This is a genomic window from Actinomycetospora sp. ABD4_176, assembly GCF_056311855.1.
The window spans coordinates 1-19,151 of sequence record NZ_CM149974.1; the positions used below are offsets into that span (position 1 = coordinate 1).

Annotated in this window: 9 protein-coding genes and 3 rRNA genes; 9 read left to right on the forward strand and 3 right to left on the reverse strand. The window is 70.8% G+C overall.

The window, feature by feature from the left end:
- The first annotated feature begins 178 nt into the window (after positions 1-178).
- The 9 genes from ACYX4T_RS00005 (at position 179) to ACYX4T_RS00045 (ending at position 16,722) form a co-directional block, all read left to right on the forward strand.
- Positions 179-1,710, forward strand: a 16S ribosomal RNA gene (locus tag ACYX4T_RS00005).
- Between the two features lie 369 nt (positions 1,711-2,079).
- A 23S ribosomal RNA gene (locus ACYX4T_RS00010) occupies positions 2,080-5,187 on the forward strand.
- A gap of 123 nt (positions 5,188-5,310) precedes the next feature.
- A 5S ribosomal RNA gene (rrf, locus tag ACYX4T_RS00015) occupies positions 5,311-5,427 on the forward strand.
- Together the 16S, 23S and 5S rRNA genes form the textbook arrangement of a ribosomal RNA operon.
- A 312-nt stretch (positions 5,428-5,739) precedes the next feature.
- The gene (locus ACYX4T_RS00020; protein WP_476012541.1) at positions 5,740-6,309 is read left to right on the forward strand and encodes a single-stranded DNA-binding protein; all 570 of its coding nucleotides are present in this window, start codon (positions 5,740-5,742) and stop codon (positions 6,307-6,309) included.
- 50 nt (positions 6,310-6,359) lie between these two features.
- Positions 6,360-8,036, forward strand: a complete 1,677-nt coding sequence (ettA, locus tag ACYX4T_RS00025; RefSeq protein ID WP_476012542.1) for an energy-dependent translational throttle protein EttA — start codon at positions 6,360-6,362, stop codon at positions 8,034-8,036.
- Positions 8,037-8,049: 13 nt separating this feature from the next.
- Positions 8,050-10,587, forward strand: a complete 2,538-nt coding sequence (locus ACYX4T_RS00030; RefSeq protein WP_476012543.1) for a hypothetical protein — start codon at positions 8,050-8,052, stop codon at positions 10,585-10,587.
- A gap of 149 nt (positions 10,588-10,736) precedes the next feature.
- Positions 10,737-15,683 (forward strand): NAD-glutamate dehydrogenase, encoded by a 4,947-nt coding sequence (locus ACYX4T_RS00035; RefSeq protein WP_476012544.1) that lies wholly within the window; start codon positions 10,737-10,739, stop codon positions 15,681-15,683.
- Between the two features lie 26 nt (positions 15,684-15,709).
- Positions 15,710-16,153: an acyl-CoA thioesterase gene (locus tag ACYX4T_RS00040; protein ID WP_476012545.1), complete on the forward strand. Its 444-nt coding sequence runs from the start codon at positions 15,710-15,712 to the stop codon at positions 16,151-16,153.
- Positions 16,150-16,722 (forward strand): DUF8010 domain-containing protein, encoded by a 573-nt coding sequence (locus ACYX4T_RS00045; RefSeq protein ID WP_476012546.1) that lies wholly within the window; start codon positions 16,150-16,152, stop codon positions 16,720-16,722. Before ACYX4T_RS00040 ends, ACYX4T_RS00045 begins: the two co-directional genes overlap by 4 nt.
- Before the next feature lie 42 nt (positions 16,723-16,764).
- Here ACYX4T_RS00045 and ACYX4T_RS00050 read toward each other — a convergent pair whose 3' ends face one another.
- Genes ACYX4T_RS00050 through ACYX4T_RS00060 form a run of 3 tightly spaced genes read right to left on the reverse strand, consistent with a single transcriptional unit; the run spans position 16,765 to position 18,921 of the window.
- A complete protein-coding gene (locus tag ACYX4T_RS00050; RefSeq protein ID WP_476012547.1) occupies positions 16,765-17,460 on the reverse strand; it encodes a dienelactone hydrolase family protein in 696 nt (231 codons plus the stop codon).
- Positions 17,461-17,470: 10 nt separating this feature from the next.
- Positions 17,471-17,869 carry a globin gene (locus tag ACYX4T_RS00055; protein ID WP_476012548.1) on the reverse strand — a complete coding sequence of 133 codons (399 nt, stop codon included), beginning with the start codon at positions 17,867-17,869 and terminating at the stop codon, positions 17,471-17,473.
- A 53-nt stretch (positions 17,870-17,922) separates the two neighbouring features.
- Positions 17,923-18,921 (reverse strand): mechanosensitive ion channel family protein, encoded by a 999-nt coding sequence (locus ACYX4T_RS00060; RefSeq protein ID WP_476015147.1) that lies wholly within the window; start codon positions 18,919-18,921, stop codon positions 17,923-17,925.
- Positions 18,922-19,151 lie beyond the last annotated feature (230 nt).

The window sequence follows — 19,151 nt, forward strand, 5'->3', positions numbered from 1 at the left end:
TGTGGTTGTCCTTTGAGAACTCAACAGTGTGCTGAATGTTTGGTGTGTTTGTCCTCGTCGGCATCATGTGTGCGTCGTTGGTGGCGTGTGTGTGGTGTCGTGGGGTTTCTTTGAGTCGCCTGGTCCTTGGCTAGTGGGGGCCGGGTGTTTTTGCTGGGACTGTTTGTTCCAATGTTTTTTGTTGGAGAGTTTGATCCTGGCTCAGGACGAACGCTGGCGGCGTGCTTAACACATGCAAGTCGAGCGGTAAGGCCCTTCGGGGTACACGAGCGGCGAACGGGTGAGTAACACGTGGGTGACCTGCCCTCCACTTCGGGATAAGCCTGGGAAACCGGGTCTAATACCGGATAGGACCAACTGGTGCATGCTGGTTGGTGGAAAGTTTTTTCGGTGGGGGATGGGCCCGCGGTCTATCAGCTTGTTGGTGGGGTGATGGCCTACCAAGGCGACGACGGATAGCCGGCCTGAGAGGGTGATCGGCCACACTGGGACTGAGACACGGCCCAGACTCCTACGGGAGGCAGCAGTGGGGAATCTTGCGCAATGGGCGGAAGCCTGACGCAGCAACGCCGCGTGAGGGATGACGGCCTTCGGGTTGTAAACCTCTTTCGCGATCGACGAAGGTCATGCTTTTGGCATGGCTGACGGTAGGTCGAGAAGAAGCACCGGCCAACTACGTGCCAGCAGCCGCGGTAATACGTAGGGTGCGAGCGTTGTCCGGAATTATTGGGCGTAAAGAGCTCGTAGGCGGTGTGTCGCGTCGGCCGTGAAAACCTGGGGCTTAACTCTGGGCGTGCGGTCGATACGGGCATCACTAGAGTTCGGCAGGGGAGACTGGAATTCCTGGTGTAGCGGTGAAATGCGCAGATATCAGGAGGAACACCGGTGGCGAAGGCGGGTCTCTGGGCCGATACTGACGCTGAGGAGCGAAAGCATGGGTAGCGAACAGGATTAGATACCCTGGTAGTCCATGCCGTAAACGTTGGGCGCTAGGTGTGGGGTCCATTCCACGGGTTCCGTGCCGCAGCTAACGCATTAAGCGCCCCGCCTGGGGAGTACGGCCGCAAGGCTAAAACTCAAAGGAATTGACGGGGGCCCGCACAAGCGGCGGAGCATGTGGATTAATTCGATGCAACGCGAAGAACCTTACCTGGGTTTGACATGCACCAGACGCGTCCAGAGATGGGCGTTCCCTTGTGGCTGGTGTGCAGGTGGTGCATGGCTGTCGTCAGCTCGTGTCGTGAGATGTTGGGTTAAGTCCCGCAACGAGCGCAACCCTTGTCCTATGTTGCCAGCGGGTTATGCCGGGGACTCATGGGAGACTGCCGGGGTCAACTCGGAGGAAGGTGGGGATGACGTCAAGTCATCATGCCCCTTATGTCCAGGGCTTCACACATGCTACAATGGCCGGTACAGAGGGCTGCGAAGCCGTGAGGTGGAGCGAATCTCGTAAAGCCGGTCTCAGTTCGGATCGGGGTCTGCAACTCGACCCCGTGAAGTCGGAGTCGCTAGTAATCGCAGATCAGCAACGCTGCGGTGAATACGTTCCCGGGCCTTGTACACACCGCCCGTCACGTCACGAAAGTCGGTAACACCCGAAGCCCGTGGCCCAACCCGCAAGGGGGGGAGCGGTCGAAGGTGGGACTGGCGATTGGGACGAAGTCGTAACAAGGTAGCCGTACCGGAAGGTGCGGCTGGATCACCTCCTTTCTAAGGAGCTTCACCGGACACCGCTGGTGGTGTGGTGCTCGCAGGCGAGTGTCCTGCGCGCTGCACCGTGGTGGTGGAGGGCCCCGGTACCTCCCACGGTCCGCGTCTTCGGGCGTGGTCGTGGGGTGGGAAGGGGTTGCTCGAGAAAAGTGGAAACACCGGACATGTCCTCCTGGCCTCTTGGTGGGGTCGGGGGGCGGCACACTGTTGGGTCCTGAGGGGACAACGTCTTCTCTGGACGGGCAGCGCCCGCTTCACCGTGTGGTGGGGTTGGGCGCTGGTTCGTGTGGTCGTTGAGAATTGTACAGTGGACGCGAGCATCTTTTGTTTCTGTGCACATTTGTGTCGTGATTTCTTGATGTGTGTGTTGGTCAAGTTGTCAAGGGCGCACGGTGGATGCCTGGGCACCAGGAGCCGATGAAGGACGTGGGAGGCCGCGATAGTCCTCGGGGAGCTGTCAACCGAGCGTTGATCCGAGGGTGTCCGAATGGGGAAACCCGGCACCCGTCATGGGGTGTCACCGCCGTCTGAATGTATAGGACGGTGGGAGGGAACGCGGGGAAGTGAAACATCTCAGTACCCGCAGGAGAAGAAAACAAGAGTGATTCCGTGAGTAGTGGCGAGCGAAAGCGGAAGAGGCTAAACCCCGCCAGTGTGAGAGCCGGCAGGCGTTGCTGGTGGGGTGTTGTGGGGCGTCACGGACCGGTACTGCCGTGCCGGTGCGGTGGTGGTGTGGTGTTAGTCGAAGGCGTTGGGACGCGTCGGCGTAGAGGGTGAGACCCCCGTAGACGAAAACACCGCCCACCTCGTGGTGGCGTGCCCGAGTAGCAGCGAGCCCGTGTAATTCGCTGTGAATCTGCCGGGACCACCCGGTAAGCCTAAATACTCCCTGGTGACCGATAGCGGACGAGTACCGTGAGGGAAAGGTGAAAAGTACCCCGGGAGGGGAGTGAAATAGTACCTGAAACCGTGTGCCTACAAGCCGTCAGAGCCTTAGCTTCACAGCGGGGTGATGGCGTGCCTTTTGAAGAATGAGCCTGCGAGTTAGCGGTACGTGGCGAGGTTAACCCGTCGAGGGGTAGCCGTAGCGAAAGCGAGTCCGAACAGGGCGTTTCTAGTCGCGTGCTCTAGACCCGAAGCGGGGTGATCTACCCATGGCCAGGGTGAAGCGCCGGTAAGACGGCGTGGAGGCCCGAACCCACCAGGGTTGAAAACCTGGGGGATGAGCTGTGGGTAGGGGTGAAAGGCCAATCAAACTCCGTGATAGCTGGTTCTCCCCGAAATGCATTTAGGTGCAGCGTCGCGTGGTACTCACCGGAGGTAGAGCACTGGTTGGCCTAGGGGGCCGACAAGCTTACTGAAGTCAGCCAAACTCCGAATGCCGGTGAGCGTGTAGCGCGGCAGTGAGACGGCGGGCGATAAGGTTCGTCGTCGAGAGGGAAACAGCCCAGATCGCCGGCTAAGGCCCCTAAGCGTGCGCTAAGTGGGAAAGGATGTGGGATCGCCCAGACAACCAGGAGGTTGGCTTAGAAGCAGCCATCCTTGAAAGAGTGCGTAATAGCTCACTGGTCAAGTGGTCCTGCGCCGACAATGTAGCGGGGCTCAAGCGCACCGCCGAAGCCGCGGCAACACCACGTGAACACTTCCTGCGGGATGGTGGTGGTGTTGGGTAGGGGAGCGTCATGCGGGCGGTGAAGCGGCGGAGTGATCCAGCCGTGGAGCCCGTGTGAGTGAGAATGCAGGCATGAGTAGCGATAGCAGAGTGAGAAACTCTGCCGCCGGATGACCAAGGGTTCCTGGGCCAGGTTTTTCCGCCCAGGGTGAGCCGGGACCTAAGGCGAGGCCGACAGGCGTAGTCGATGGACAACGGGTTGATATTCCCGTGCTCGTGTAGGCGCGTCCCTGGCGAATCCAGGTGTGCTAACCGCCCGAGCCCCGGCTGTCTCCTTCGGGAGCAGCTCGGGGGGAGCGCGGGACCCCGCCTGGTAGTAGCCAAGCGATGGGGTGACGCAGGAGGGCAGCTCCGCCAGCTAGTGGTAGTGCTGGTGCAAGCGTGTAGGCCGGTGTACAGGCAAATCCGTACACCATGAGGCTGAGACGTGACGCATAGCCGGTTGAGGCGAAGCAGAGTGATCCCATGCTGCCGAGAAAAGCCTCTAGCGAGTTCCTACGCGACCCGTACCCCAAACCAACACAGGTGGTCAGGTAGAGAATACCGAGGCGTTCGAGCGAACTGTGGTCAAGGAATTCGGCAAAATGCCCCCGTAACTTCGGGAGAAGGGGGGCCCTGTCCCGTGAAACCCCTTGCGGGTTAGCGGGGTGGGGCCGCAGAGACCAGGGGGAAGCGACTGTTTACTAAAAACACAGGTCCGTGCGAAGTCGCAAGACGATGTATACGGACTGACGCCTGCCCGGTGCTGGAACGTTAAGGGGACCGGTTAGGCCGCAAGGCCGAAGCTGAGAACTTAAGCGCCAGTAAACGGCGGTGGTAACTATAACCATCCTAAGGTAGCGAAATTCCTTGTCGGGTAAGTTCCGACCTGCACGAATGGCGTAACGACTTCCCCGCTGTCTCGACCACAGACTCGGCGAAATTGCACTACGAGTAAAGATGCTCGTTACGCGCGGCAGGACGGAAAGACCCCGGGACCTTCACTACAGCTTGGTATTGGTGCTCGGTTCGGCTTGTGTAGGATAGGTGGGAGACTGGGAAGCGGCCACGCTAGTGGTCGTGGAGTCGCCGTTGAAATACCACTCTGGTCGAATTGGGCATCTAACCTCGGACCATGATCTGGTCCAGGAACAGTGCCTGGTGGGTAGTTTAACTGGGGCGGTTGCCTCCCAAAGGGTAACGGAGGCGCCCAAAGGTTCCCTCAGCCTGGTCGGCAACCAGGTGTCGAGTGCAAGTGCACAAGGGAGCTTGACTGTGAGACCGACGGGTCGAGCAGGGACGAAAGTCGGGACTAGTGATCCGGCACCACCAGGTGGATGGGGTGTCGCTCAACGGATAAAAGGTACCCCGGGGATAACAGGCTGATCTTGCCCAAGAGTCCATATCGACGGCATGGTTTGGCACCTCGATGTCGGCTCGTCGCATCCTGGGGCTGGAGTAGGTCCCAAGGGTTGGGCTGTTCGCCCATTAAAGCGGTACGCGAGCTGGGTTTAGAACGTCGTGAGACAGTTCGGTCCCTATCCGCCGCGCGCGCAGGAGACTTGAGGAAGGCTGTCCCTAGTACGAGAGGACCGGGACGGACGAACCTCTGGTGTGCCAGTTGTCCCGCCAGGGGCACGGCTGGTTGGCTACGTTCGGAAAGGATAACCGCTGAAGGCATCTAAGCGGGAAGCCTGTTCCAAGATGAGGTCTCCCACCCCTTCGAGGGTTAAGGCCCCCACCAGACCAGTGGGTTGATAGGCCAGACATGTAATCGCCGCAAGGCGTTCAGTGGACTGGTACTAATAGGCCGAGGACTTGCCCACACACCCATCAAGACTCACGGCAAGTACAACTGCGTAACGAACAACCGATGTTCGCGTCCACTGTGCATATCCCAACGACCACACACCCCACCCCACAGGTGATCTGTGGGGGTGGTGGGGTGTTCCGGTGGTCACAGCGGAGGGGAAACGCCCGGACCCATCCCGAACCCGGAAGCTAAGCCCTCCAGCGCCGATGGTACTGCGACCGACAGGTCGTGGGAGAGTAGGACACCGCCGGAACACCCGACCACCCCCACACACACACACACATCTCGAGCACCACCCCCAAAAAAAAGGGGCGAGAACTCCCACCCAGGAGCACTCGCCCCTTTTTTTCACGTCTCCCCCCAGGGACACGACCGGTGGGCCCGACGGACCTGCCGTCTGGTCCAGATGGACCGAGAACGCGGTCACGGCCGCGCCGCTGCGTCCCCACCCCTGGCGGTTGTCCCCAGGCCGTCGGATGGTGCTCACGCCCGGGCACGTCACCGCGCGACGCTCCTCGTGCGGGCCGGGGAAGTGCCCCGTCCTCTCAGACGAGCGGAGTGCGACGTGAACGAGACGATGGTGACGGTGACGGGGAACGTCGCCGGCGACGTGATCGCGCGGCGGGTGGGTCCGAACCAGGAGCACGAGCTCGTGACGTTCCGGGTGGCGAGCTCGGAGCGCCGGTGGGACAAGGCGTCGGAGACGTGGATCGACGGGGATCGCTTCACCGCCTCCGTGAACTGCTGGCGGCGGCTCGCCGACGGCGCGCGCTGCCTGACGAAGGGCGACCCGGTCATCGTCACCGGGCGGCTGTCGGTCCGGGAGTACGAGGCCGAGGGCGTGCGCCGCTACATGACCGAGATCAGCGCCGTCGCGGTCGGACCCGACCTCGCGCGCTGCACCGCGAAGGTCCACCGCTGGCGTCCGGGAGCGGGCGAGGCCGGCGTGACGACGGAAGCCGGCGACGTCACCGCCGACGCGGGCGTCGTGGTGACGCCGACGGCCGAGGCCGCGGCCGGCGTGGACGAAGAGGTGCCGGGCGTGGGCCTTGAGGCGAGCGCGGAGGGGGCGACGGTCACCGGGATCGAGGCGGGGGAACGTCGGCGGTCCGGCGCCGGGCGGGCGAGCGCCTGAACCGCCCCGGGGCCGGTGGACGCCGAGTCGTGGCAACTACCATCGTGGGCGTGGCTGAGTTCATCTACACCATGAAGAAGGTTCGCAAGGCCCATGGTGACAAGGTCATCCTCGACGACGTCACGCTGAACTTCCTGCCTGGCGCGAAGATCGGTGTCGTCGGCCCCAACGGGGCGGGCAAGTCGAGCGTTCTCAAGATCATGGCCGGACTGGACCAGGCCAACAACGGCGAGGCGTTCGCTGCCCCGGGGTCGACCGTCGGCATCCTGCAGCAGGAGCCGCCGCTCAACGAGGAGAAGACGGTCCTCGGCAACGTCCAGGAGGGCGCCGGCGAGGTCGCGAGCAAGCTCGCGCGCTACAACGAGATCGCCGAGCTCATGGCCACCGACTACTCCGACGAGCTCATGGAGGAGATGGGCGGCCTCCAGGAGGACCTCGACAACGCCGACGCGTGGGACCTCGACTCGCAGCTGCAGCAGGCGATGGACGCCCTGCGCTGCCCGCCCGGCGACGAGCCGGTGACGCACCTGTCGGGCGGCGAGCGCCGCCGGGTCGCCCTGTGCAAGCTGCTCATCAGCAAGCCCGACCTGCTCCTGCTCGACGAGCCGACCAACCACCTCGACGCCGAGAGCGTGCAGTGGCTCGAGCAGCACCTCGCGTCGTACGAGGGCGCCGTCCTGGCCGTCACCCACGACCGGTACTTCCTCGACAACGTCGCCGAGTGGATCCTCGAGCTGGACCGCGGCCGGGCCTACCCGTACGAGGGCAACTACTCGACCTACCTCGAGAAGAAGGCCGAGCGCGTCGCGGTCCAGGGCCGCAAGGACGCGAAGCTGCGCAAGCGGCTCGCCGACGAGCTCGCGTGGGTGCGCTCCGGGGCGAAGGCGCGGCAGGCCAAGAGCAAGTCGCGTCTGGCCCGGTACGAGGAGATGGCCGCCGAGGCGGAGAAGACGCGCAAGCTCGACTTCGAGGAGATCCAGATCCCGCCGGGCCCCCGGCTGGGCAACGTGGTGGTCGAGGTCAGCCACCTCGACAAGGGTTTCGACGACCGCCTGCTCATCAAGGACCTGTCGTTCTCGCTGCCGCCCAACGGCATCGTCGGGGTCATCGGTCCGAACGGCGTCGGGAAGACGACGCTGTTCAAGACCATCGTCGGGCTCGAGAAGCCGGACTCGGGCGAGGTCCGGGTCGGCGACACGGTGAAGCTGTCGTACGTCGACCAGAGCCGCGAGGGCCTGTCGGGCACGGACAACGTGTGGAAGGTCGTCTCGGGCGGCCTCGACCACATCCAGGTCGGCCAGGTCGAGATGCCGTCGCGGGCCTATCTGTCGGCGTTCGGGTTCAAGGGACCGGACCAGCAGAAGCCGGTAAACGTCCTCTCCGGTGGTGAGCGCAACCGCCTGAACCTGGCGCTCACCCTTCAGCAGGGCGGCAACCTGCTCCTGCTCGACGAGCCCACGAACGACCTCGACGTCGAGACGCTGTCGTCGCTGGAGAACGCCCTGGAGAACTTCCCGGGCTGCGCGGTGGTCGTGTCGCACGACCGCTGGTTCCTCGACCGCGTCTGCACCCACATCCTCGCGTGGGAGGGCACCGACGACCACCCGGCGGCGTGGTTCTGGTTCGAGGGCAACTTCGCGGACTACGAGGAGAACAAGATCGAGCGCCTCGGTCCCGACGCCGCCCGTCCGCACCGCGTCACCCACCGCAAGCTGACCCGGGACTGAGGACCCGGACGCGGTGGAGAGCTCGGCGCGGCAGTCCGCGGTCCACGGACTCAGCGCGAGCGCGATCCTCGAGGTCGCCGAGGGGCTGCGGTGGGCCGACCCGCAGCTCAGCGTCGCGCTGGCCGAGCACGTCGCGCGGTCTGCGGGCACCGACGTCGGTGCCCGCAGCGCGGCGGAGCGCTCGGCGGTGCTCGCGCTCGGGCAGTCCGACCGGGCCGCGGCGCTGATCCTGCGCGCCGTGCCGCAACTGCAGGCCGCGGAGCGCGAGGGCCGGACCACGGACGCCGCGCTGCTGCGCTGTGAACTGGCCCGGGCCGCGGTGCGCTGCGAGGACGTCGACGCCGCCGAGGCGGTGCTCGAGCCGTTGGCGGGGGGCCAGGTCCTCCCGGCCGCGGCGCGTGCCGACGCGCTGGTGGCGTGGTGCGCCGCGCGGGCGGCGCGGGGCGACGTCCCCGGGGTGGACGCGGCGGCCCGTCAGGTCGAGGAGCTCGTCGGGGACGCGTCGGACGACGTCCGGCGGCTCGCCGTGCAGCGGTCGCGGGCCCGCGCCCGTCGCGTCGCGGGGGACGCGTCCGGGGCACTCGCGGTGCTGCGGGACGTGACGACGGTCGGCACCGGGACCGGCCGCGAGGCGGCGATCCTCGTGGCGGACCAGGTCGGGCTGCTCGCCGAGCTCGGGCGAGGCGAGGAGGCCCGCGAGCTGGCGGCGCCCTGGCTCGCGGCGACGCCGCAGGCCACGACGTCGCTGGCGGTCGGCCGGATGCGCTGCGTCCTCGCCCGCGGTGTCTGGCTGCCCGCCGGGGACGTCGACACCGCCGCGCGCCTGGCGCGGGAGGCGGAGGTCGACCTCGTCGACCACGGTCACGAGGGGCAGGCCGCGGAGGCCGTCGAGGTGCTCGCGGAGGTCGCGGCCCGCCGGGGCGAGAGCCGGCACGTCCTCGACGAGCTGCGACGCGCCCACGCCCACGCCGAGGCCGCGAGGGACGAGACCACGACCGCGCGGATCGCGCTGGCCGTCGCGCTGGCGACGCCGGGGGGCCGGCCCGCTCGGCCGTCGGACGTCGCCGAGCCCCCGGCCCTCGCGGAGTCCCCGGTCGTCGCGGAGTCCCCGGTCGTCGCGGAGTCCCCGGTCGTCGCGGAGTCCCCGGTCGTCGCGGAGTCCCCGGTCGTCGCGGTGGAGAGCGCTGCGGTGGTCGAGAGACCACGGAGCGACGCCCCCGGTAGTGCGGGCCTCGGCGACGTCGACGGTGCGCACCTCGCGGCGACCGGCGCCGCGGAGCCCGCCGCGTCGGTGGCCCCGGACCGGACCGACGCCGCGGCGCCGCGCCGTCGCGGGCGGTACCGGGAGGAGGCCGACCCGGGCGACGCGCTCGCCGCGGCCCTGGCCGCCGCGCGCGGGGGGAGCCTCGACCCCTTCACGACCCCGCCCGGCGGGACCCCCGTCCGGGAGGAGAGCCACGAGGTCTCCGGCGACGGCGCCGCGGACGACGTGGACGCGGCCGCCGAGGCCCGCAGCCGTCGCCTCGCCCGGGCCCGCGCGCGGTGGGAGGTGCCCGAGTCGATCCTGCGCCGCCGCCCCGAGCAGGACGGCCACGACGACGCGCTCGGCGCCCCGCGCCCCGACCGCGGAGGGGCGGAGTCCGCGAGCTCCGTCGCCGGCGCGGCCGGCCCGGACGACGACCGCTCCGCCCACGGGAGCGCCACCGCACCCGCCGGCTCGTCCGGCCGACCTCGGAGCGCGGAAACGGCGGCCGACGAGCCCGCCCCGCGACGCCGCAGAGGCCACCGCGCCCCGGACCCCGGGGACGATCGGGAGGACCGCGAGCGGCGCAACGGCTCGGTCGGGGCGGGCCGCGTGGTGCGGGCCGACCCGGACGGAGGGGGTGCGCCCGACGCCGACGGAGCGATCGGGCTCGCGGGCGGCGAGCGGTCGAACGGGTGGCCCCGGGTGCGGCCGGTGGCGTCGGAGCCTGCAGCCGACCCGCAAGCCGTGCGCGACGAGGGCGACCGGGGGAACGGGCGGGTCCCCCGCGCCGGCGACCGGCGCGCCGACCGCGAGCACCTCGCCGGCCTCGGCGGGCGTCCCGATCGGGGGCGACCCGAGCTCACCGACGAGCCGGTCACCGTCACCGCGCACCCGGACGGGCGTGGCAACGGCGGGGCCGAGGTCGGGGCGCTCCTCCCTCCCGGGACGAGCCGCCCCGAGGACGACGAGTACGCGCAGGAGCTGGCGTTGACGCTGGTCGACCTGCTCAGCGAGTACCAGCCCCACGGAGGCCCGCTCGGCGGCACGGCGGGCGTCGCGGAGAGCCCGCCGGCCCCGACGACGCAGGTCGAGGCCCACCGCCACGACGCGCCGCGCGGCCCCGAGTCGCCGCGGCGGACCGATGGCCGCCCGGGCCCGCGCACGCGCAACGGGGTCCCGACGGCCCGGCGCGCCGACGACTCCGGGCCCCGACTCGCCGATCTGCTCGCCGACGCCATGGATGCGTACCACTCCGCGGACCAGGGCCCGGTCGCGCCCGTCGACGACCGGCGGGCGCGGCGGTGAGTCTCCCCGCGGCCGCCGCCCGTCCTCCGGCCCGCGGCGCACGGCCGCGCGACGTTAGGGTGGGCCGCCGTGGACGCGCGGACGTACAGCGACGCCTCCCGGGCCGGGCGTGTGGCGGCCCGCCGGTCCCCGGCACCCGGTAGCGCGACATGACGTCGAGCACGAGCACGACGGTCGCGGCCGGCACCCGCACCGGCTGGCCGGCGGACCGCGGCGCCCTGCGCACGGTCGCCGCGTCGCAGGATCCGCCCGACTCCGCGCTCGGCGAGCTCGCCGTCACCTACTTCGACCGCGTCCCCGGGGGCGAGCTCGTCGCCGAGCCCGAGGACGCGCTCGCGACCGTGCGCGCGCACCGCAGCCTCGCGCGGCTGCGGGTGCCGGGGAAGCCGGTGACCGCGGTGCTCGACACCCCGGGCTCCGAGGGGCGCATCTCGGTGCTCGTGGTCACCGACGACATGCCGTTCCTCATCGACTCGGTGCTCGCCGAGCTCGACCGCACGGGCGCGAGCGTCCACCGCGTGGTGCACCCGGTGATCGTCGTGCGCCGCGACGTGCGCGGGGAGCTGCTCGACATCCTCCCGCTCGCCGACGCGGCGGCACCCCCGCCCGGGACGGTCGCCGAGTCGTGGATGAACATCGAGCTCGGCGACCTGCCCGGCTCCGACCCGGCGCGCGACCTCGCCGCCGACCTGCACGCGCGGCTCTCCGGCGTGCTCACCGACGTCCGGGAGGTCGTCGAGGACGGCGACCGGATGGTGTCGACGGCCCGCGCGCTCGCCGACGAGCTCGACGGGCACGGCGGCGGGACGGAGATCGCGGACACGGTCGCGCTGCTGCGCTGGTTCGCGCAGGGCAACCTGATCATGCTGGGCTACCGGCGCCAGGAGCTCGTCGACACCCCGGACGGGCCCGCGCTGCGCGGGGTCCTCGCCTCGGGCCTGGGCGTGCTGCGCCGCGACAGCCTCGTCGCCCGCACCCTGACCGCGAGCCCGGACAGCGTGAGCCCCGCCGGCACCGCGGGGGCCACCGCGCCGCGCCGGCGGCTCGTGCTGACGCGCGCCAGCGCCCGCTCGACGGTCCACCGCCCGGAGCACCCGCTCTACGTCGGCGTGAGCATCTTCGACGACGAGGGCCGGCTGGTCGGCGAGCACCGCTTCCTCGGCATCCTCACCGTCGCCGCCCGGCACGCCGACGTCCTCGGCATCCCCGTGGTGTCCCGGCGCGTGCAGGAGGTCGTCGTCGAGGCGGGGCTGCCCGTGGACTCGTGGTCGGGGCAGCGCCTGCTCGAGGTGCTCCAGACCTACCCGCGCGCGGAGCTGCTGTGCACCGACCGCGCCTCGCTCGAGGCCACGGCCACCGGCGTGCTCGACCTCGCCGAGCGGCGCCGGGTGCGCCTGTTCCTGCGCCGCGACCCGTTCGGCCGCTACTTCTCCTGCATGATCTACCTGCCCCGCGACCGCTACACGACGGCGGCGCGGCTGCGGATGCAGGAGGTCCTCACCCGCGACCTGCGCGGCACCGACATCGAGCACACCGCCCGCGTCACCGAGGACCAGCTGGCGCTCCTGCACGTCACCGTGCACACGGGGCGCGAGGACCCGGTGACGCCGGACCTGGAGGCGCTCACCGACGACCTCGCCGAGGCGGCGCGGACCTGGGCCGACCGCCTGCGCGAGCTCGCCACCGGCGAGGAGCGTGCGGCCATCGCGGCCGTCGGGGAGCCGTTCGCCGAGGCCTACAAGGAGGACTTCGGTCCGGACCGCGGCCTGCTGGACCTGCGCGTCCTCGAGGGCCTCACACCACGCACGGACGAGGACGACCCCGCCGACGGCCGCGACACCGCCGTGCGGCTCTACCGGCCGGACTCGCCCGACGCCGGCGACCGGCGCCTGAAGCTCTACCTCGCGGGCCGTCGGGCGACGCTGTCGTCGGTCCTGCCGGCGCTGCAGTCGCTGGGCGTGGTCGTCGTCGACGAGCGCCCCTACGGCGTCACCCGCAGCGACGGCGTCGCGTGCTGGATCAACGACTTCGGCCTGCGCCTCGGGGACACCGAGGCGGTGCCGCCGGGCACCGAGCACGACCTCACCGAGCGGTTCGCCGATGCGTTCGACGCGGTGTGGACCGGGCTCGCCGGCGCCGACGGCTTCAACGCGCTGGTCCTGCGCGCCGGGCTGACGTGGCGGCAGGCCGCGATGCTGCGGGCGTTCTCGCGCTATCTGCGCCAGGTCGGCAGCGCCTACGGGCAGAGCTACATCACCGACGTCGTCGGCGCGCACCGTGACGTCGCCGTCGCCCTGGTCGAGCTGTTCGAGGCCCGCTTCGACCCCGCGCTCGGCGACGAGGAGCGGGACCGGCGGGTGGCCGAGGTCGACGCGCGGGTCACCGCCGCGATCGCCGAGGTCACCAACCTCGACGCCGACCGGATCCTGCGCTCGCTGCTGGGCGTGGTCCGGGCGACGCTGCGCACCAACTTCTTCCGTCGTGACGCCGAGGGCGCGCCCCGGCCGTTCCTCGCGCTCAAGCTCGACCCCGCGCAGGTCCCGGGCGTGCCGGAGCCGGTGCCCGCGGTCGAGACGTTCGTGCACTCCAACCGCGTCGAGGGCGTCCACCTGCGCTTCGGCGCGATCGCCCGCGGCGGGCTGCGCTGGTCGGACCGCCTGCAGGACTACCGCACCGAGATCCTCGGGCTGGTCAAGGCGCAGGCCGTGAAGAACGCGGTCATCGTGCCCGTGGGCGCCAAGGGCGGGTTCGTCGTGAAGCGCCCGCCGGCCCCGACCGGCGACGCCGCCGCCGACCGCGACGCCGCGCGCGCCGAGGGCGTCGCCTGCTACCGCATGTTCGTGTCCGGCCTGCTCGACCTCGTCGACGACCGCGCCGGGCACGGGGCGCAGTCGGCGATCCGCACGCCCGCCGACGTCGTGCGCTACGACGGCGACGACCCGTACCTCGTGGTCGCCGCGGACAAGGGCACGGCGACGTTCTCCGACCTCGCGAACGCGGTCGCCACCGAGTACGGGTTCTGGCTGGGCGACGCGTTCGCGTCCGGGGGCTCGGTCGGCTACGACCACAAGGCCATGGCCATCACGGCCCGCGGCGCGTGGGAGAGCGTCCGGCGCCACTTCCGCGAGCTCGGCCGCGACCTCGCGCGCGACGAGATCACCGTGGTCGGTGTCGGGGACATGTCCGGCGACGTGTTCGGTAACGGCATGCTGCTCTCGGAGCACCTGAGGATCGTCGCGGCGTTCGACCACCGCCACGTCTTCCTCGACCCCGACCCCGACCCCGCCGTCTCGTACGCCGAGCGGCGCCGGCTCTTCGAGCTGCCGCGCTCGTCGTGGACGGACTACGACGAGTCCCTCATCAGCGCGGGCGGCGGCGTCTACCCGCGCACGATGAAGGCGATCCCGGTGTCCCCGCGCGCCGCCGAGGTGCTGGGCATCGACCCCGGCGAGGTCGAACCGCCGACGCTGGTGCGCGCGATCCTGCGCGCGCCCGCCGACCTGCTGTGGAACGGCGGGATCGGCACCTACGTCAAGGCGTCCACCGAGACCCACGCCGACGTCGGCGACAAGGGCAACGACGCCGTGCGCGTCGACGGCGACGAGCTGCGGGTGGTCGTGGTCGGCGAGGGCGGCAACCTCGGCCTCACGCAGCGCGGGCGCATCGAGTACGCCCGCCGCGGCGGCAAGGTCAACACCGACGCGATCGACAACAGCGCCGGCGTCGACTGCTCCGACCACGAGGTCAACATCAAGATCCTGCTGGACTCGTTGGTCGAGCGCGGGGAGCTCGCGCCCGCCGAGCGCGACGAGCAGATCGCGGCGACCACCGAGGACGTCGCCGGGCTGGTGCTCGCCGACAACGTCAGCCAGAACGAGGTGCTGGGCGTCTCCCGGTCGCACGCGGCGGGGATGGCGCACGTGCACGAGGCGCTGGTCGCCGACCTCGAGGAGCGCGGCCGGCTCGACCGCGAGCTCGACGTGCTGCCCGACGCCGAGGAGTTCGCGGCCCGGCGCGCGGCGGGGGAGGGCCTGTCGAGCCCCGAGCTCTCGACGCTCATGGCGCACGTCAAGCTCGACCTCACCGACGCGCTCGCGGCGTCCGAGGTGCCCGACCTCGAGGTGTTCGCGCGCCGCCTGCCGTCCTACTTCCCGCCGGTGCTCGCCGAGCGCTTCCCCGACGCCGTCGCCGCGCACCCGCTGCGCCGCCAGATCGTGACGACGATGCTGTCGAACGCCGTGGTCGACGGCGGCGGGCTGACGTTCGTGCACCGGCTCGGGCAGGAGGTGGCCGCCACCGCGGGCGACGCGGCGCGCGCCTTCCACGTCGCGACCACCGTGTTCGGGCTCGACGCGCTCGCCGACGAGGTCGCGGCGGGGGAGCAGACGCTCTCGACGCTCGTCGCCGACCGGCTCACCCTCGCCGCGCGCCGCCAGCTCGACCGCGTCGCGCGCTGGTTCCTCACCCACCGCCCGCAGCCGCTGGCGGTGGGCGCGGAGGTCGCGCGGTTCTCGCCGTGGGTCAGCCAGCTGGCGCCCCGGGTGCCCGAGCTCCTGCGCGGCCGCGAGGCCGAGGGGCTCGCGCACCGCACGCAGGCCTTCGTCGACGCCGGCGCGCCGGTCGACCTCGCCCGCCGGGCCGTGGGCGGGCTCTACGCGTTCGGGCTGCTCGACGTCGTGGAGATCGCCGAGTACGCCGAGCGCGAGCAGGGCGGGCTCGTCGCCGACGACGGCGAGGTCACCGACGACGAGCTGCTCGCCGTCGCGGAGCTCTACTACGCGCTCTCCGAGCACCTCGGCCTCGACGCCCTGCTCACGGCCGTCGCCGGCCTCGAGCGCTCCGACCGGTGGCACGCGCTCGCCCGGCTGTCCCTGCGCGACGAGCTGTACTCGTCCCTGCGCGCGATCACGCTCGACGTGCTCGCCGACACGGGGCCGGAGGAGTCCGCGGACGAGAAGATCGAGCACTGGGAGCAGGCCAACGCCTCGCGCCTGATGCGGGCCCGTTCGGCGCTCGCCGAGATCGCGAAGGTCGGGCACGCGGACCTCGCGACGGTGTCGGTCGCCGCACGCCAGATCCGCAGCATGGTCCGCTGAGGACGGGATCAGGAGAGAGCAGCCGCGTGGCCCCCTACGTCGCCGACGTCGCCGTCCGCTGGTCGGACCAGGACGCCTACGGGCACGTCAACCACGCCCGCGTGGTGACGCTGCTCGAGGACGCCCGCACCGGGCTGCTCTTCGACGCCGCGACCCGGGCGGGCGTGGCGGCGTTCGAGGCCGGGCTGCTGGTCGCCGCCCTCGACGTCGCCTACCACCGGCCGATCCCGTGGACACCGGCGGGCGTGCGCGTCGAGATGACCGCCCGGGACGTGCGGGCCGCGTCGTTCCGCGTCGCGTACCGGCTGCTGCTGCCCGACGGCGACGGTGGCTGGGACGCGGCCAAGCCCGCCGTCACCGCCACCACCCAGCTCGTGCCCTACGAGCTCGCCACCGCACGACCCCGGCGCCTCACGGCCGAGGAGCGGGAGTTCCTGGCCGGGTACACCGAGGACGGCCGCGCGGCGTGACCCTGGCGATCCCGGACGCGGCGGACCGGGCCACGCTCGCCGACGTCGTCGGCCGCGTCGTGCGCCTCGACTCCGCGGCCGTGGTGCGGCTGCGCCACACGGACGGTGCGGTCGCGCTGTGGGCGGGCACGCCGTTCGGGGTGCTCGTGACCACCGGCGCGCGCGGCTCCGTCACCCCCGCCGACGTGACCGTGGTGGCGTCGGACCTGCTCGCGGCGCTCTCGGTGGTCGACGCCCCCGAGCTCGACCCCGGCAGGGCGGTCGACGATCGCTGGCGCGGCGACCTGCCCGGCGCCCTCGCGTGGGAGGTGATCGGGCACCTCGCGGCCGACGAGGTCGACGACGCGGTGGCCCGCGCCGACCCGTCACGGCTGGACCAGCCGGTGTGGGAGGGCGGCGGGGTGCGGGTGCCGGCGCGCTGCGTCGTCGCCGTCGCGGGCATGGGGTGGCCGGAGGACCGCGGGCCGGTGCCGGTGGCGCTGTCCGGGGACGGGGGGTGGCTGCGCCTCGAGGTGGGCGCGGCCGCGATCGTCCGCCACCGCCGCCCGGCCCTCACCGTGCTGATGTGAGCAGTTTCCGGGCCTATAGGCCCGGAAAGTGCTCACGAAGGGTCAGCGCAGGGTCGACCGCAGGAAGTTCAGCGTCTCGTTCCAGGCGATGCGGGCCTGGTCGGGGTCGTAGGTGCCGAGGTGGTCCTCGTCGTTGAAGAACGCGTGGCCCGCGGGGTAGAGGCGGAAGTCGGGGCGCCGGCCGGCCTCGGCCTCGATCCGGTCGGCGAGCTGCTTCACGGCCTCGGGGCCGGCCATCTCGTCCTGCTCGCCGAAGTGCCCGAGAAGCGGCGCGGAGAGGTTCGCGAAGCTCGGGTAGTCCTCGCCCAGCACGCCGTAGAACGGCACCGCGGCGCCGATCCGGTCGCCCTGCTGCGCGGCCAGGACCAGCACGAACCCGCCGCCCATGCAGAACCCGACGGCGCCGACCTTGCGCCCGACCACGGCCTCGTGGTCGAGCAGGAAGTCGACGGCGCCGGCGAGGTCGGTGGCCGCCCGGTCGACGGGCAGCTGCTGCATGAGCCGGCCGGCCTCGTCGGCGTCGTGCGTGGTCGTCCCGCCGTAGAGGTCGGGGGCCAGCGCGACGAAGCCCTCGGCGGCGAGGCGGTTGGTGACGTCGGCGATGTGGCTGGTCAGGCCCCACCACTCCTGGATCACGATCACGCCGGGGCCGACGCCCGACTCGGGCAGCGCGAGGTAGCCGTGCGCCGTCCGTCCGCCGGAGGGGAAGCTGACGTTCTGCAGCGGGTTGTCGGTCATGATCGCGTGTCTACCAGGCCTTGTTCATCATGCTCGTCGCCGCCATCTCGAAGTACTCCCACATCTGGCGGCGCCGCTCCTCGGGCAGGTCGGCCTCGTCGACGGCGACGCGCATGCAGCGCAGCCACGCGTCGCGCTCGAGCGGCCCGATCGGGAACGGGCCGTGCCGCATGCGCAGGCGCGGGTGCCCGCGCTGGTGGGAGTAGGTCTGCGGGCCGCCCCAGTACTGCTCGAGGAACATCAGCAGGCGCTGCTCGGCGGGCCCCAGGTCCTCCTCGGGGTAGAGGGGACGCAGGACCGGGTCGTCGGCGACCTGCTCGTAGAAGCGGTGCACGATCGCCACGAACGTCTCGTGCCCGCCCACGGCCTCGTAGAACGTGTCGGGTCGACCGGCCTGTGGTGCGCTCACCCCTCCACCGTCCCAGATCCGGTCCGGGTGGGTGGAGCCAGACCGGCCCCGGGTCAGACCGCCGGGGTGCCGGGGCCCGCGACGCCGGGGCGCCCGGCGAACGGGAACGGCGCCGGCACGCCCGCGACGTCGAGCTGCGACTTGACCTCGGCGGCGACCGCCCGCTGCACCGCCCACTGCTCGCCGGGGCGGGTCCGGATGGTCAGGCGCAGGAGGACGCCCTCGGCGGTCACGGACTGGACGCCGAGCATCTCCGGCGGCGCGATCACCTTGCTCGCGATCTTCGGCTCCGCGCACTCGGCGTTCGCGGCGCGCTCGGCGATCTCGAGGGCGTCGTCGACGTCCGCGGTGTGCCCGACGGGGATGTCGACGACCGCGACCGAGTAGCCCTGGCTGGAGTTGCCGACCCGCAGCACCTCGCCATTGCGGACGTACCAGACGGTGCCGGCGATGTCGCGCAGCGTCGTCACCCGCAGGCCGACCGCCTCGACGGTGCCGGTGGCCTCACCGAGGTCGACGACGTCGCCGACGCCGTACTGGTCCTCGAGCATCATGAAGATGCCGGACAGGAAGTCGCGGACGAGGTTCTGCGCGCCGAAGCCGATCGCGACACCGACGATGCCGGCCGAGGCGATGATCGGGGCGAGGTTGACCCCGAACTCGCCCAGGATCAGCACGAACGCGACGCCGTAGATCAGCATCGTCGAGAACGACCGCAGCACCGACCCGATCGCCTGGGCGCGCTGGGCGCGCCGCTCGACCATCAGCGGGGCGGCGTCCTTGAGCGTGCGCACGGCCCGGTCGCGCAGGGGACGCAGCAGCGCGGGCACGCGTCCCCGGCCGGCGCCGCTGGTCAGGCGCTTGATCGCGCGGTGCACCATGTGCCGCAGCACCACGGCCACGATGACGATGAGCAGCACGACGACGAGGTGGGCGAACAGCTCGTCGGCCGAACGCGATAGCCAATCGGTCTGGGTGAGCCGGTAGACCCGCTCGCACAGCGAGCCCTGGTCGGCGGCGCAGGCGGGCGGCGTGGACGGGATCGCGGACAGCGGCGACGAGAGGTCGGGCTCCGGCCCGGGGGTGGCCGGTGGCGGGGTCGGCGGCGGCACGGTCACGTCACCCGACGGTAGAGCACGGGCTCGGCGGGTCCCGACGCCTCCCGACCCCCGGCGACACGCCGGTGACGCGGGGATGGCGCGCCGATGCGCACGGTGAGAACACGCGTGCGATCGGGCCCGTTGTGTGGTCGACTAGGCCAACTTCTCCGGGAGGTGGTCGT